General features: G+C 62.2%; 24 protein-coding genes. All 24 read left to right on the top strand.

The window, feature by feature from the left end; translation table 11 throughout:
• Positions 1 to 35: 35 nt before the first annotated feature.
• The 24 genes from rpsG (at position 36) to rplO (ending at position 13,729) form a co-directional block, all read left to right on the top strand.
• Entirely contained in the window at positions 36 to 506 is a 471-nt protein-coding gene (gene rpsG / locus JG746_RS21130; RefSeq protein ID WP_008875664.1) for a 30S ribosomal protein S7, read from the top strand.
• 29 nt (positions 507 to 535) lie between these two features.
• A complete protein-coding gene (fusA, locus tag JG746_RS21125) occupies positions 536 to 2,626 on the top strand; it encodes an elongation factor G (RefSeq protein ID WP_202354518.1) in 2,091 nt (696 codons plus the stop codon).
• Between the two features lie 67 nt (positions 2,627 to 2,693).
• Positions 2,694 to 3,869, top strand: a complete 1,176-nt coding sequence (tuf, locus tag JG746_RS21120; protein WP_010909256.1) for an elongation factor Tu — start codon at positions 2,694 to 2,696, stop codon at positions 3,867 to 3,869.
• 69 nt (positions 3,870 to 3,938) lie between these two features.
• The gene (rpsJ, locus tag JG746_RS21115; RefSeq protein WP_010909272.1) at positions 3,939 to 4,247 is read left to right on the top strand and encodes a 30S ribosomal protein S10; all 309 of its coding nucleotides are present in this window, start codon (positions 3,939 to 3,941) and stop codon (positions 4,245 to 4,247) included.
• A gap of 61 nt (positions 4,248 to 4,308) precedes the next feature.
• Positions 4,309 to 5,022, top strand: coding sequence for a 50S ribosomal protein L3 (rplC, locus tag JG746_RS21110; RefSeq protein ID WP_095203282.1), 714 nt, complete (start codon positions 4,309 to 4,311; stop codon positions 5,020 to 5,022).
• Positions 5,022 to 5,642: a 50S ribosomal protein L4 gene (gene rplD, locus JG746_RS21105; RefSeq protein ID WP_008875667.1), complete on the top strand. Its 621-nt coding sequence runs from the start codon at positions 5,022 to 5,024 to the stop codon at positions 5,640 to 5,642. Before rplC ends, rplD begins: the two co-directional genes overlap by 1 nt.
• A complete protein-coding gene (locus JG746_RS21100; protein ID WP_010909275.1) occupies positions 5,639 to 5,932 on the top strand; it encodes a 50S ribosomal protein L23 in 294 nt (97 codons plus the stop codon). The genes rplD and JG746_RS21100 overlap by 4 nt, the downstream gene beginning before the upstream one ends.
• 22 nt (positions 5,933 to 5,954) lie before the next feature.
• Entirely contained in the window at positions 5,955 to 6,788 is an 834-nt protein-coding gene (rplB, locus tag JG746_RS21095; RefSeq protein WP_202354517.1) for a 50S ribosomal protein L2, read from the top strand.
• Positions 6,789 to 6,804: 16 nt separating this feature from the next.
• Positions 6,805 to 7,083, top strand: coding sequence for a 30S ribosomal protein S19 (gene rpsS / locus JG746_RS21090; RefSeq protein WP_006205463.1), 279 nt, complete (start codon positions 6,805 to 6,807; stop codon positions 7,081 to 7,083).
• A 2-nt stretch (positions 7,084 to 7,085) separates the two neighbouring features.
• On the top strand, positions 7,086 to 7,475 hold the full coding sequence (gene rplV, locus JG746_RS21085) for a 50S ribosomal protein L22 (protein ID WP_010909277.1): 390 nt from the start codon (positions 7,086 to 7,088) through the stop codon (positions 7,473 to 7,475).
• Positions 7,475 to 8,200 (top strand): 30S ribosomal protein S3, encoded by a 726-nt coding sequence (rpsC, locus tag JG746_RS21080; protein ID WP_010909278.1) that lies wholly within the window; start codon positions 7,475 to 7,477, stop codon positions 8,198 to 8,200. The genes rplV and rpsC overlap by 1 nt, the downstream gene beginning before the upstream one ends.
• 27 nt (positions 8,201 to 8,227) lie before the next feature.
• Positions 8,228 to 8,641: a 50S ribosomal protein L16 gene (gene rplP / locus JG746_RS21075; RefSeq protein WP_010909279.1), complete on the top strand. Its 414-nt coding sequence runs from the start codon at positions 8,228 to 8,230 to the stop codon at positions 8,639 to 8,641.
• A 13-nt stretch (positions 8,642 to 8,654) separates the two neighbouring features.
• The gene (rpmC, locus tag JG746_RS21070) at positions 8,655 to 8,855 is read left to right on the top strand and encodes a 50S ribosomal protein L29 (RefSeq protein ID WP_006205459.1); all 201 of its coding nucleotides are present in this window, start codon (positions 8,655 to 8,657) and stop codon (positions 8,853 to 8,855) included.
• Between the two features lie 11 nt (positions 8,856 to 8,866).
• Complete coding sequence (gene rpsQ, locus JG746_RS21065; protein ID WP_010909280.1) at positions 8,867 to 9,106, top strand: 30S ribosomal protein S17; 240 nt, start codon at positions 8,867 to 8,869, stop codon at positions 9,104 to 9,106.
• A gap of 71 nt (positions 9,107 to 9,177) precedes the next feature.
• On the top strand, positions 9,178 to 9,546 hold the full coding sequence (rplN, locus tag JG746_RS21060; protein WP_006205457.1) for a 50S ribosomal protein L14: 369 nt from the start codon (positions 9,178 to 9,180) through the stop codon (positions 9,544 to 9,546).
• Positions 9,547 to 9,558: 12 nt separating this feature from the next.
• Entirely contained in the window at positions 9,559 to 9,873 is a 315-nt protein-coding gene (rplX, locus tag JG746_RS21055) for a 50S ribosomal protein L24 (RefSeq protein ID WP_006205456.1), read from the top strand.
• Positions 9,866 to 10,444 carry a 50S ribosomal protein L5 gene (gene rplE, locus JG746_RS21050; protein ID WP_095203283.1) on the top strand — a complete coding sequence of 193 codons (579 nt, stop codon included), beginning with the start codon at positions 9,866 to 9,868 and terminating at the stop codon, positions 10,442 to 10,444. The genes rplX and rplE overlap by 8 nt, the downstream gene beginning before the upstream one ends.
• A gap of 27 nt (positions 10,445 to 10,471) precedes the next feature.
• Positions 10,472 to 10,777, top strand: coding sequence for a 30S ribosomal protein S14 (rpsN, locus tag JG746_RS21045; RefSeq protein ID WP_010909282.1), 306 nt, complete (start codon positions 10,472 to 10,474; stop codon positions 10,775 to 10,777).
• A 12-nt stretch (positions 10,778 to 10,789) separates the two neighbouring features.
• A complete protein-coding gene (gene rpsH, locus JG746_RS21040; protein ID WP_006205453.1) occupies positions 10,790 to 11,188 on the top strand; it encodes a 30S ribosomal protein S8 in 399 nt (132 codons plus the stop codon).
• Positions 11,189 to 11,276: 88 nt separating this feature from the next.
• Positions 11,277 to 11,810 carry a 50S ribosomal protein L6 gene (gene rplF / locus JG746_RS21035; RefSeq protein ID WP_095203284.1) on the top strand — a complete coding sequence of 178 codons (534 nt, stop codon included), beginning with the start codon at positions 11,277 to 11,279 and terminating at the stop codon, positions 11,808 to 11,810.
• A 140-nt stretch (positions 11,811 to 11,950) separates the two neighbouring features.
• Positions 11,951 to 12,310 (top strand): 50S ribosomal protein L18, encoded by a 360-nt coding sequence (rplR, locus tag JG746_RS21030; protein ID WP_010909284.1) that lies wholly within the window; start codon positions 11,951 to 11,953, stop codon positions 12,308 to 12,310.
• Between the two features lie 131 nt (positions 12,311 to 12,441).
• Complete coding sequence (gene rpsE, locus JG746_RS21025; protein WP_027046810.1) at positions 12,442 to 13,011, top strand: 30S ribosomal protein S5; 570 nt, start codon at positions 12,442 to 12,444, stop codon at positions 13,009 to 13,011.
• 24 nt (positions 13,012 to 13,035) lie between these two features.
• Complete coding sequence (gene rpmD / locus JG746_RS21020; protein ID WP_006205449.1) at positions 13,036 to 13,233, top strand: 50S ribosomal protein L30; 198 nt, start codon at positions 13,036 to 13,038, stop codon at positions 13,231 to 13,233.
• A gap of 22 nt (positions 13,234 to 13,255) precedes the next feature.
• Positions 13,256 to 13,729 (top strand): 50S ribosomal protein L15, encoded by a 474-nt coding sequence (gene rplO / locus JG746_RS21015; protein WP_202354516.1) that lies wholly within the window; start codon positions 13,256 to 13,258, stop codon positions 13,727 to 13,729.
• The last annotated feature ends 141 nt before the right edge of the window (positions 13,730 to 13,870 follow it).

Below are 13,870 nucleotides of genomic sequence, written 5' to 3'. Positions count from 1 at the left end.
AACGCGTCGGGCTACGAGATTGAGAGACAAAAGCCATGTCGCGTCGTCACAGTGCAGAAAAGCGTGAGATCAACCCGGATCCGAAGTTCGGCGATCTGATTGTCACCAAGTTCATGAACGCCGTCATGTATGACGGCAAGAAGTCGGTCGCCGAGACCATCGTCTATGGCGCTCTGGACCAGGTCCAGTCGAAGACCAAGCAGGAGCCGGTCACCGTCTTCCATCAGGCGCTCGACAATGTCGCGCCGCATGTGGAAGTGCGTTCGCGTCGCGTCGGCGGCGCCACCTACCAGGTTCCGGTCGACGTGCGCCCCGAGCGCCGCCAGGCATTGGCCATCCGTTGGCTGATCGCGGCTGCCCGCAACCGCAACGAGACCACCATGGTCGACCGCCTCTCGGGCGAGCTGATGGACGCGGCCAACAACCGCGGCACGGCCGTCAAGAAGCGTGAAGACACCCACAAGATGGCTGAAGCCAACCGCGCTTTCGCACACTACCGCTGGTAAAGCGCGAACAGGACTGAGAGGCAGCTACGATGGCCCGCGAATACAAAATCGAAGACTACCGCAATTTCGGTATCATGGCGCATATTGACGCCGGCAAGACGACGACCACCGAGCGCGTCCTCTACTACACGGGCAAGTCGCACAAGATCGGCGAAGTGCACGACGGCGCTGCCACCATGGACTGGATGGAGCAGGAGCAGGAACGCGGCATCACCATCACGTCCGCCGCCACCACGACCTTCTGGAAGGGCCGTGACGGCAAGATGCGCCGCTTCAACATCATCGACACCCCCGGACACGTCGACTTCACCATTGAAGTCGAGCGTTCGCTGCGCGTGCTCGACGGCGCCATTGCGCTGCTCGACGCCAACGCCGGTGTCGAGCCGCAGACGGAAACCGTCTGGCGCCAGGCCGACAAGTACCGCGTGCCGCGCATGATCTTCTGCAACAAGATGGACAAGATCGGCGCCGACTTCTACCGCTCGGTCGAGATGATCGGCTCGCGCCTTGGTGCGCAGGCTGTCGTCATGCAGCTGCCGATTGGCGCCGAGACCGAATTCAAGGGCGTCGTCGACCTCGTCGAGATGAACGCGCTTGTCTGGCGCGACGAGACGCTGGGCGCTGCCTGGGACGTCGTCGAGATCCCGGCCGACCTTCAGGCTCGTGCCCAGGAATACCGCGAGAAGATGATCGAAGCCGCCGTCGAAATGGACGAGACGGCGCTCGAGAACTACCTCGAAGGCAAGATGCCGTCGAATGACGAGATTCGTTCGCTGATCCGCAAGGGTACGATCGCGGTCAAGTTTTTCCCGATGTTCTGCGGCTCGGCCTTCAAGAACAAGGGCGTGCAGCCGCTGCTCGACGCCGTCGTCGAATACCTGCCGTCGCCGGCCGACGTTCCCGCCATCAAGGGTGTCGATGCCAAGACCGACGCCGAGATCGAGCGTCATGCCGTCGACGACGAGCCGCTGTCGATGCTCGCCTTCAAGATCATGAACGACCCGTTCGTGGGTTCGCTGACCTTCGCCCGCATCTATTCGGGCAAGCTCACCAAGGGCATCTCGGTCGACAACACCGTCAAGGGCAAGAAGGAGCGCATCGGCCGCATGCTGCAGATGCATGCGAATTCGCGCGCCGACGTCGAAGAAGCTTTTGCCGGCGACATCGTCGCCCTGGCTGGCCTCAAGGACACGACCACGGGCGACACGCTGTGCGATCCGCTGCACCCGGTCATCCTCGAGCGCATGGAATTCCCCGATCCGGTCATCCAGATCGCCATCGAGCCGAAGACCAAGAACGACCAGGAAAAGATGGGCCTCGCCCTTCACCGCCTGGCTGCCGAGGATCCGTCCTTCCGCGTCAAGACCGACGAGGAAAGCGGCCAGACCATCATCTCCGGCATGGGCGAACTGCACCTCGACATCATCGTCGACCGCATGCGCCGCGAGTTCAAGGTCGAAGCCAATGTCGGCGCTCCGCAGGTGGCCTATCGCGAGACGATCACCCGCAAGCACGAGCAGGACTACACGCACAAGAAGCAGACCGGCGGTACCGGCCAGTTCGCCCGCGTGAAAGTTATCTTCGAGCCGAACACGGAGAGCGAAGAGTTCGTCTTCGAATCCAAGATCGTCGGCGGCGCGGTGCCGAAGGAATACATCCCGGGTGTCGAAAAGGGCATCCAGAGCGTCATGGGCGCTGGCCCGTTCGCGGGCTTCCCGATGATCGGCGTCCGTGCGACGCTGATCGACGGCGCTTACCACGACGTCGACTCCTCGGTCCTGGCCTTCGAAATCGCGTCCCGCGCCTGCTTCCGTGAAGCCGCACCCAAGCTTGGCGTGCAGCTGCTCGAGCCGATCATGAAGGTCGAAGTCGTGACGCCGGAAGACTATGTCGGCAGCGTCATTGGCGACCTGAACGGCCGCCGCGGCCAGATCCAGGGTCAGGAAGCACGCGGCGTGGCCGTCGTCATCAATGCGATGGTGCCGCTCGCCAACATGTTCAAGTACGTCGACAACCTGCGCTCGATGAGCCAGGGCCGCGCGGCCTACACGATGCAGTTCGACCACTACGAGCCGGTCCCGACCGCGGTCGCCCAGGAAGTCCAGAAAAAGTACGCGTAACTCGAAAGAGCTGTCGCGATAACGCAATTCAAAGCCCGCATGGGCGAGCAGGAAATGGAGACATCACATGGCAAAAGGTAAATTCGAGCGCACTAAGCCTCATGTGAACATCGGCACGATTGGTCACGTTGACCATGGCAAGACGTCGCTGACGGCGGCGATCACGAAGTATTTTGGCGAGTACAAGCGCTACGACCAGATCGATGCGGCGCCGGAAGAGAAGGCGCGCGGCATCACCATCTCGACGGCTCACGTCGAGTATGAGACGGCCAACCGCCACTACGCCCACGTCGACTGCCCCGGCCACGCCGACTATGTGAAGAACATGATCACCGGCGCCGCGCAGATGGACGGCGCGATCCTGGTGGTTTCGGCTGCTGACGGCCCGATGCCGCAGACCCGCGAGCACATCCTGCTGGCCCGTCAGGTCGGCGTGCCGTCGATCGTGGTGTTCCTCAACAAGGTCGACCAGGTCGACGACGCGGAACTCCTCGAACTGGTCGAGCTCGAGGTTCGCGAGCTTTTGTCGAAGAACGAGTTCCCCGGCGACGACATTCCGATCGTCAAGGGTTCGGCTCTGGCTGCACTTGAAGATTCGAACAAGACGATCGGCGAGGACGCGATCCGCGAGCTGATGGCTCAGGTCGATGCCTACATCCCGACGCCGGTTCGTCCGCTGGACAAGCCGTTCCTGATGCCGATCGAAGACGTGTTCTCGATCTCGGGCCGCGGCACGGTCGTGACCGGCCGCGTCGAGCGCGGCGTGGTCAAGGTCGGCGAGGAGCTGGAAATCATCGGCATCCGTCCGACGACCAAGACGACCTGCACGGGCGTTGAAATGTTCCGCAAGCTGCTCGATCAGGGCCAGGCTGGCGACAACATCGGCGCGCTGCTGCGTGGCGTTGATCGTGAAGGCGTCGAGCGCGGCCAGGTTCTGGCCAAGCCCGGCACGGTGAAGCCGCACAAGAAGTTCGTGGCCGAAGCCTACATCCTGACCAAGGACGAAGGTGGCCGTCACACGCCGTTCTTCACCAACTACCGCCCGCAGTTCTACTTCCGCACGACGGACGTGACCGGCATCGTGTCGCTGCCGGCTGGCACCGAGATGGTGATGCCTGGCGACAACATCACGGTCGATGTTGAGCTGATCGTGCCGATCGCCATGGAAGAGAAGCTGCGCTTCGCCATCCGTGAAGGCGGCCGCACCGTCGGTGCCGGCATCGTCGTCACCATCAAAGAGTAATTTGGACTTAAACCGATCTGTCGCGGGCGCGGAAGTTGCCCGCGCCGCGCCAGAACAAGGAAGTGACGCATGAACGGACAGAATATCCGCATCCGCCTGAAGGCGTTTGATCACCGCGTGCTCGACGCCTCGACGAAGGAAATCGTGTCGACGGCAAAGCGCACCGGCGCAAACGTCCGCGGCCCCATTCCGCTGCCGACGCGGATCGAAAAGTTCACGGTGAACCGGTCGCCTCACGTCGACAAGAAGAGCCGCGAGCAGTTCGAGATGCGCACGCACAAGCGTCTGCTCGACATCGTCGATCCGACCCCGCAGACCGTCGATGCTTTGATGAAGCTCGATCTGGCCGCCGGCGTCGACGTCGAGATCAAGCTCTAAGGGAATGAGAGCGCGGTAAGGGGCGGTGCCCCTGGCCCGGAACTCTAAAGGAATTGAACCGATGCGTTCAGGTGTGATTGCAAAGAAGGTGGGAATGACCCGCATCTATAACGATGCCGGGGAACATGTTCCCGTCACCGTTCTCCAGATGGAGAACTGCCAGGTCGTGGCGCAGCGCACGCAGGAGAAGAATGGCTACACCGCCGTTCAGCTCGGCGTTGGCCTCGCCAAGGTGAAGAACACGTCGAAGGCGCTGCGCGGCCATTTCGCGACCGCTTCCGTCGAGCCGAAGGCGAAGGTTGCCGAGTTCCGCGTCTCGGCCGACAACATGATCGATGTCGGCGCCGAGATCACCGTCGAGCACTTCGTCGCCGGCCAGAAGGTCGATGTGACGGGCACGACGATCGGCAAGGGTTTCCAGGGCGTCATCAAGCGTCACCACATGGGTGGTGGCCGCGCGACGCACGGTAACTCGGTCTCGCACCGTACGCACGGTTCGACCGGCCAGCGCCAGGACCCCGGCAAGGTGTTCAAGGGCAAGAAGATGGCCGGCCACATGGGCGATACCCGCGTGACCACGCAGAACGTCGAGATCGTCTCGACCGATGCCGACCGCGGCCTGATCCTGATCCGCGGAGCGGTTCCCGGATCGAAGGGCGCCTGGATCCTGGTCCGCGATGCGGCCAAGGTGGCACTGCCGGCCAATGCGCCGAAGCCCGCCGCGATCCGCGCCGTTGCTAAGAACGAGGCTCCGGCCACAGAGGGAGCGGAATAATGGATCTCAAGATCACAACGCTTGGCGGCAAGGACGCCGGCAAGGTGAAACTCTCCGAGGAGATTTTCGGCCTTGATCCGCGCGAGGACATCCTGCAGCGGGTCGTGCGCTGGCAGCTCGCCAAGAAGCAGCAGGGCACGCACAAGGCCAAGGGCCGCGCCGAAATCGCGCGCACCGGCGCCAAGATGTACAAGCAGAAGGGTACGGGCCGCGCCCGTCACCATTCGGCACGCGCTCCGCAGTTCCGCGGCGGCGGCAAGGCCCACGGCCCGGTCGTTCGCAGCCACGAGCACGACCTGCCGAAGAAGGTGCGCGCCCTGGGCTTGAAGCATGCTCTCTCGGCCAAGGCCAAGAGCGCGTCGATCATCATCATCGACGAGCTGAAGCTGACCGAGGCCAAGACCAAGGCACTGATCGCGAATTTCGCGACGCTGGGCCTGAGCAACGCCCTGGTGATCGGTGGCGCCGAGCTTGACAAGAACTTCAAGCTGGCCGCGACCAACATCCCCAACATCGACGTGCTGCCCATCCAGGGCATCAACGTCTACGACATTCTGCGCCGCGGCACGCTGGTCCTTTCGAAGGCCGCCGTCGAGGCTCTCGAGGAGCGCTTTAAATGACCGACCTTCGTCACTACGACGTGATCGTCAGCCCGGCGATCACCGAAAAGTCGACCATGGCTTCCGAGCAGAACCAGGTCGTCTTCAACGTCGCCAAGAAGGCGTCGAAGCCGGAAATCAAGGCCGCCGTCGAAGCGCTGTTCGGCGTCAAGGTGATGGCCGTGAACACGCTTGTCCGCAAGGGCAAGATCAAGCGCTTCCGCGGCACGATCGGCCGCCAGAGCGACGTCAAGAAGGCGATTGTGACGCTGGCCGACGGCCAGTCGATCGACGTCGCGACGGGTCTCTGAGCAAGGCCGCGAGGACAGAACAATGGCACTGAAAAAATTCAACCCGGTAACGCCGAGCACCCGCCAGTTGGTCATCGTCGACCGCTCGGGCCTCTACAAGGGAAAGCCCGTCAAGGGCCTGACCGAGGGCCTGACCAAGTCGGGCGGCCGCAACAATCACGGCCGCATCACCGCCCGCTTCATCGGCGGTGGTCACAAGCGTTCGTACCGCATCATCGACTTCAAGCGCCGCAAGTTCGACGTCGTCGGCACGGTCGAGCGCATTGAATACGATCCGAACCGCACCGCCTTCATCGCGCTGATCAAGTACGACGATGGCGAGCTGTCCTACATCATCGCCCCACAGCGCCTTGCCGCCGGCGACAAGATCGTGGCCGGCGAAGCGGTCGACGTGAAGCCGGGCAATGCGATGCCGCTGGCATCGATGCCGGTCGGCACGATCGTCCACAACATCGAGCTGAAGCCGGGCAAGGGTGGCCAGGTCGCCCGTTCGGCCGGCGGTTACGCCCAGCTCGTCGGTCGCGACCAGGGCATGGCGATCCTGCGCCTCAACTCGGGCGAGCAGCGTGTCGTTCACGGCTCCTGCATGGCCACCGTCGGTGCCGTGTCGAACCCCGACCACGGCAACATCAACGACGGCAAGGCCGGTCGCACGGTTTGGCGCGGCAAGCGTCCGCACAATCGCGGCGTGACCATGAACCCGGTCGACCATCCGCACGGCGGTGGTGAAGGCCGCACCTCCGGCGGCCGTCATCCGGTCAGCCCGTGGGGCAAGCCGACCAAGGGCAAGAAGACGCGGTCCAACAAGGCGACCGACAAGTTCATCCTGCGCTCGCGCCATCAGCGCAAGAGCTAAGAAGAGGTAACGCCAAGTGACTCGTTCTATTTGGAAAGGCCCCTTCATCGACGGCTACCTTCTCAAGAAGGTGGACAAGGTTCGTGAAGGTGGTCGCAATGAGGTGATCAAGATGTGGAGCCGTCGCTCCACCATCCTGCCGCAGTTCGTCGGCTTCACCTTCGGTGTCTACAACGGCCAGAAGCATGTTCCCGTTTCGGTGAACGAGGACATGGTCGGTCATAAGTTCGGTGAATTCGCTCCGACGCGGACCTATTACGGTCACGGCGCGGATAAGAAGGCGAAGAGGAAATAATCATGGGCAAGGCCAAAGCTCCGCGCAGGCTTGCTGACAACGAAGCGCGCGCCGTATTGCGCACGATCCGTATCAGCCCGCAGAAGCTGAACCTCGTTGCCGCGCTGATCCGCGGCAAGAAGGTCGCGACAGCGCTTTCCGATCTCGAATTCTCGGCCAAGCGGATTTCCGGCACGGTCAAGAAGACGCTGGAATCGGCGATCGCCAACGCGGAAAACAACCACGACCTCGATGTCGATGCGCTGGTGGTGGCGGAAGCCTATGTCGGCAAGTCGATCGTCATGAAGCGGTTCCACGCTCGTGGCCGTGGTCGCGCCAGCCGTATCGAGAAGCCGTTCTCGCACCTCACGATCGTTGTTCGTGAAGTCGAAGAAAAAGGGGAGGCCGCATAATGGGCCAGAAAGTCAATCCGATCGGCCTTCGCCTCGGCATCAACCGCACCTGGGATTCGCGCTGGTTCGCGAACACCGGCGAGTACGGCAAGTTGCTGCATGAGGACATCAAGATCCGCAAGTATCTTGAGAAGGAACTCAAGCAGGCCGCGATCTCGAAGGTCGTGATCGAGCGCCCGCACAAGAAGTGCCGCGTCACCATCCATGCCGCGCGCCCGGGTCTGATCATCGGCAAGAAGGGCGCCGACATCGAGAAGCTTCGCAAGAAGCTGATGGAGATGACGAAGTCCGAGACGCACCTCAACATCGTTGAAGTGCGCAAGCCGGAAATTGACGCGACCCTGGTCGCCCAGTCGATCGCCCAGCAGCTCGAGCGCCGTATCGCGTTCCGCCGCGCCATGAAGCGCGCCGTGCAGTCGGCGATGCGCCTCGGTGCCGAAGGCATCCGCATCAACTGCTCGGGCCGTCTGGGCGGCGCCGAAATCGCCCGCATGGAGTGGTACCGCGAAGGCCGCGTGCCGCTGCACACGCTGCGCGCCGATGTCGACTACGGCACGGCCGAGGCGAATACGGCGTACGGCATCTGCGGCGTCAAGGTCTGGGTATTCAAGGGCGAGATCCTCGAGCACGATCCGATGGCTTCGGAACGTCGCGCCACCGAGGGTGATGCTGCGCATGGCGGTGGTGGTGATCGCGAACGCGGTCGTCGTCGCGAAAACGCCTGAGACATTTAGGAATTTGGAGTTAGAACGATGCTGCAGCCAAAGCGCACAAAGTTCCGCAAGCAGTTCAAGGGCCGTATCCATGGTACCGCAAAGGGCGGCACCAACCTGGATTTCGGTGGTTTCGGGCTGAAGGCGCTTGAGCCGAACCGCGTCACCGCGCGTGAGATCGAGGCGGCCCGCCGCGCGATCACTCGCGAAATGAAGCGCGCTGGCCGCGTCTGGATCCGTATTTTCCCGGATCTGCCGGTCACGTCGAAGCCGACCGAAGTCCGCATGGGCAAGGGCAAGGGTGCCGTCGACTACTGGGCGGCACGCGTCAAGCCTGGCCGCATCATGTTCGAGATCGACGGCGTCAGTGAAGAAACCGCCCGTGAGGCGCTGCGTCTAGGCGCGGCCAAGCTCTCGGTCAGGACGCGCTTCGTACAGCGCATCGCAGAATAAGGACGGGCTGATCATGAAAGCCGAAGACATCCGGACCAAGACCCAGGACCAGCTGACCGACGATTTGGCCAGCCTGAAGAAGGAGCAGTTCAACCTGCGCTTCCAGAAGGCCACCGGCCAGCTCGAGAAGACCGCGCGCGTGAGGCAGGTCCGTAAGGACATTGCGCGTATCAAGACCATCGCTGCGGAAAAGTCCGCGGCCAAGAAGGCTTAAGGACGAAAACCATGCCAAAGCGCATTCTGCAGGGCACCGTCGTCAGCGACAAGAACGAGAAGACGGTTGTCGTCAAGGTCGAACGGCGCTTCACGCATCCCGTGATGAAGAAGACCGTGCGCATGACCAAGAAGTACAAGGCGCACGACGAGAACAACGCCCACAAGGTTGGCGATCAGGTGTTCATCCAGGAATCGAAGCCGATTTCCAAGGACAAGCGCTGGATCGTCGTGTCTTCGGACCAGGCGTAAACAACGAATTTTGGACAGACCGGGGAGGGGCTTCGAGCCCGTCCCGTTAGAAAAGAAGAAGGCGGCCAGTCATGATTCAGATGCAAACAAACCTCGACGTGGCGGATAATTCCGGCGCGCGTCGTGTCATGTGCATCAAGGTGCTGGGCGGCTCGAAGCGGAAATACGCTTCCGTGGGCGACATCATCGTGGTGTCGATCAAGGAAGCCATTCCGCGCGGCCGCGTTAAGAAGGGCGATGTGATGAAGGCGGTCGTGGTTCGCACGGCCAAGGACATCAGGCGCCCGGACGGCAGCGTGATCCGTTTCGACAAGAACGCGGCCGTTCTCGTCGACAACAAGAAAGAGCCGATCGGCACGCGTATCTTCGGACCGGTTCCGCGCGAACTCCGCGCCAAGAACCACATGAAGATCATCTCGCTCGCGCCTGAAGTGCTGTAAGGAGCCGGACCAATGCAAAAGATTAGAAAAGGCGACAAGGTCGTCGTGCTGGCCGGCAAGGACAAGGGCCGTTCGGGCGAAGTCCTCTCGGTTCAGCCGAAGGATGACACCGCGCTGGTGCGCGGCGTCAACATGATCCGTCGTCACCAGAAGCAGTCCCAGTCCCAAGAGGGCGGGATCATCACCAAGGAAGCGCCGATCCAGCTGTCGAACATCGCGCTGGCCGACCCCAAGGATGGCAAGCCGACCCGCGTCGGTTTCATCTTCCAGAAGGACGGCAAGAAGGTGCGCGTCGCCAAGCGCTCGGGAGAAGTCATCAATGGCTAAGGCTCAAAGCAAACAGGCGACTGCCACCAACACGCCGCGTCTGAAGCAGGTCTACAACGAGACCATCCGCAAGGCGCTGCAGGAGCAGTTCGGCTACGCAAACGACATGCAGGTTCCGCGCCTCGACAAGATCGTGCTGAACATGGGTGTTGGCGAAGCAACCGCCGATTCCAAGAAGCCCTCGGTTGCGGCCGAAGACCTGGCGATGATCGCCGGCCAGAAGGCCGTCGTCACCCGCGCCCGCAATTCGATCGCCGGCTTCAAGGTTCGCGAGAACATGCCGATCGGCGCCAAGGTCACGCTGCGCAAGGAACGTATGTACGAGTTCCTCGACCGCCTCGTGAACATCGCGCTGCCGCGCGTCCGCGACTTCCGCGGACTGAACCCCAAGAGCTTCGATGGCCGTGGCAACTACGCCATGGGCATCAAGGAGCACATCGTGTTCCCGGAGATCAACTACGACAAGGTTGATCAGATCTGGGGCATGGACGTCATCGTTTGTACGACTGCGAAGACGGACGACGAAGCCCGGGCATTGCTCAAGGCTTTCAACTTCCCCTTCCGCCAGTAACGGCAGCGAGAAAAGGAAAAATCTGAAATGGCAAAGACCAGCTCAGTCGAGAAGAACAACAGGCGCCGCAAGCTTGCCGACCAGTACGGTCCCAAGCGCGCAGCGCTCAAGGCGATCATCATGGATCAGTCCAAGCCGATGGAAGAGCGCTTCCGCGCTCAGCTCAAGCTTGCTGCCCTGCCGCGCAACTCGGCCAAGATCCGCATCCGCAACCGCTGCGAAGTCACCGGCCGTCCGCGTGCCTACTATCGCAAGCTCAAAGTATCGCGCATCGCGCTTCGTGATCTCGGCAACAACGGCCAGATCCCGGGCCTGGTCAAGTCGAGCTGGTAAGGAGGACATAACATGTCATTGAGCGATCCTCTCGGCGATATGCTGACCCGCATCCGCAACGCCTACGGCCGCAAGAAGTCGAGTGTCTCGACGCCGGCCTCGCGTCTGCGCACCCGCGTCCTCGACGTGTTGAAGGCTGAAGGCTATATCCGCGACTACAGCCAGACCGACTTCGACAACGGCAAGTCCGAAATCGAAATCGAGCTGAAGTATTTCGACGGTGCGCCGGTCGTGCGCGAAATCGCCCGCGTCTCGAAGCCGGGCCGCCGCGTTTACGTTTCGGCCAAGTCGATCCCGCACGTCGCCAACGGCCTCGGCATCGCCATCCTTTCGACGCCGAAGGGCGTGATGGCCGATCACGAAGCCCGCGAACAGAACGTCGGCGGCGAGATCCTCTGCCAGATCTTCTGATCTGGCAGCTGACCGCAAATTGGAATCCGGTCTTCGGATCGTTCCGAAGACAGAGACCTGAAACAAGAGAAGTGACGAGGACAACAAAATGTCTCGTATTGGAAAGAAACCCGTTTCGCTGCCGCAGGGCGTGACCGCGACCGTCAACGGCCAGACCGTGACGGCGAAGGGCCCCAAGGGCGAGCTGAAGTTCGTGGTGAACGACGAAGTCCTGGTCAAGATGGAAGGCAGCGAGATCGCTGTCGAGCCGCGCGACCAGACCAAGACCGCCCGCTCCAAGTGGGGCATGTCGCGCACGCAGATCGTCAACATCCTGCAGGGCGTGAAGGACGGTTTCGAGAAGAAGCTCGAGATCACGGGCGTCGGCTATCGCGCCGCGCTTCAGGGCAAAAACCTGCAGCTGGCACTTGGCTTCAGCCATGACGTCGTCTACGAGACGCCGGCCGGCATCACCATCACGGTGCCGAAGCCGACCGAGATTACCGTTGCCGGCATCGACAAGCAGCAGGTTGGCCAGGTGGCCGCCGAGATCCGCGAATACCGCGGCCCCGAGCCTTACAAGGGCAAGGGCGTCCGCTACGCTGGCGAGAAGATCGTCCGCAAGGAAGGCAAGAAGAAGTAGTGGGCCTGGTCCTGAAAAGTCGCAGGCTTTTCGGAAAGGGCCAAGCCAAGGAAGTGTAACGCCGCGGGGAGCGGCCGCGGGAGGCGTTTTCGCCTACCGCATATGGCGGCCCCCGTTTTTTGAAGGCAAGGAAGACCATCATGGGTACCAAGGAATCCACGCAGCGCCGTGCGCAGCGCGTTCGCCGCCAGATCAGGAAGGTCGCCGGCGAGCGTCCGCGTCTGTCGGTCCACCGCACCTCGAAGAACATCTACGTCCAGGTGATCGACGACGCCAAGGGCCACACCATCGCCGCTGCTTCGACGCTCGAGAAGGACCTCAAGGGTTCGCTCAAGACCGGCGCCGACACCGCCGCCGCCGCCGCGATCGGCAAGCTGATCGCCGAGCGCGCCACCAAGGCCGGTGTCAAGGAAGTCGTCTTCGACCGTGGCCCGTACATCTATCACGGCCGCGTAAAGGCTTTGGCTGAAGCCGCCCGCGAAGGTGGTCTCAGCTTCTGATGCTTGATCCCGAAAAGTTGCAGACTTTTCGGACAAGATCATGCAAAGGAAAATAATTCGCCCCCGGTGACCCACAGAGGCGCCGGATATCATCATCAACCGTGCTTCCGGAAAAAAACAAGGAACAGGATATGGCACAGGAACGTAGGGAAGGCGGCCGCGGCCGCGAGCGTGAGCGCGAAGAGCGCGACGACGGCATGGTGGACAAGCTGGTCCACATCAATCGCGTCGCCAAGGTCGTCAAGGGTGGCCGCCGCTTCGGTTTCGCCGCACTCGTCGTCGTCGGCGACCAGAAGGGCCGCGTCGGCTTCGGTCACGGCAAGGCACGCGAAGTGCCGGAAGCCATCCGCAAGGCAACCGAATCGGCAAAGCGCGACATGATCTTCGTGCCGCTGCGCTCGGGCCGCACGCTGCATCACGACGTCGAGGGACGTTGGGGCGCCGGACGTGTTCTGCTGCGCGCCGCCAAGCAGGGTACCGGCATCATCGCCGGCGGCCCGATGCGCGCCGTTTTCGAGACGCTCGGCATGCATGACGTGGTCGCCAAGTCGATGGGTTCGTCGAACCCGTACAACATGGTTCGCGCCACCTTCGATGCGCTGAAGAGCCAGATGCATCCCAAGGATGTGGCTGCCGCGCGCGGCATCAAGTATTCGACCCTTCAGGCCCGCCGCGGCACCGCCGTAGCGGCTGAAGAATAGTCGATCTGACCAGGGATTTTGACCATGGCCAAGAAAGCAACCAAGACCATCACCGTTGAGCAGATCGGTTCGCCGATCCGCCGTCCGAAGGAACAGCGCGCGACGCTGGTCGGCCTCGGCCTCAACAAGATGCACAAGCAGCGCACGCTGGAAGATACGCCTTCCGTGCGCGGCATGATCGCCGCCGTTCAGCATCTCGTCCGCGTCGTGGACGAGGGCTGAGCCAAAGCGCAGGAGAACTCAGATGAAACTCAACGATCTGCGTGACAAGGACGGCGCGACGCATTCCAAGAAGCGTCTCGGCCGTGGCATCGGTTCCGGCTCGGGCAAGACCGCCGGTCGCGGCGTCAAGGGCCAGAAGGCGCGCTCCGGCGTCGCCATCAACGGCTTCGAGGGTGGCCAGATGCCACTCTACAGGCGTCTGCCGAAGCGTGGCTTCAACAACATCTTCGCCAAGAGCTTCGTTGTCGTGTCGCTGGCCCGCATCCAGGAAGCCGTCGACGCCAAGAAGCTCGACGCCAAGGCAACCGTGACGGCCGAGGCGCTTGTCGCCGCCGGCGTCATCCGCCGCGTCAAGGATGGCGTGCGCGTGTTGTCCGATGGCGAACTGAAGGCCAAGCTTGCCTTCGACGTCGCCGGTGCCTCCAAGGCCGCGATCGAGAAGATCGAAAAGGCCGGCGGCTCGATCAAGTTGCCGGAAAAGGCAGCTGCCGAGTAACGGCAATTTGAAGCGCGATCGGCAGAAACGGGATCCCATTTTTGCTCGCGATTGTGCTTTGATCTGCTCAATTAAGCGGCCGCGTCAACGCGGCCGCTTGCATGTTTAGAGCCCGGAGCTTATCTCGTGAGCTTCGGTGAA

Origin of the sequence: Mesorhizobium sp. 113-3-3 (genome assembly GCF_016756495.1) — a bacterium.
GTDB lineage: Bacteria > Pseudomonadota > Alphaproteobacteria > Rhizobiales > Rhizobiaceae > Mesorhizobium.
The sequence above is the reverse complement of the archived record's forward strand: the minus strand, read 5'-3'. Positions and strand labels throughout refer to the sequence as shown.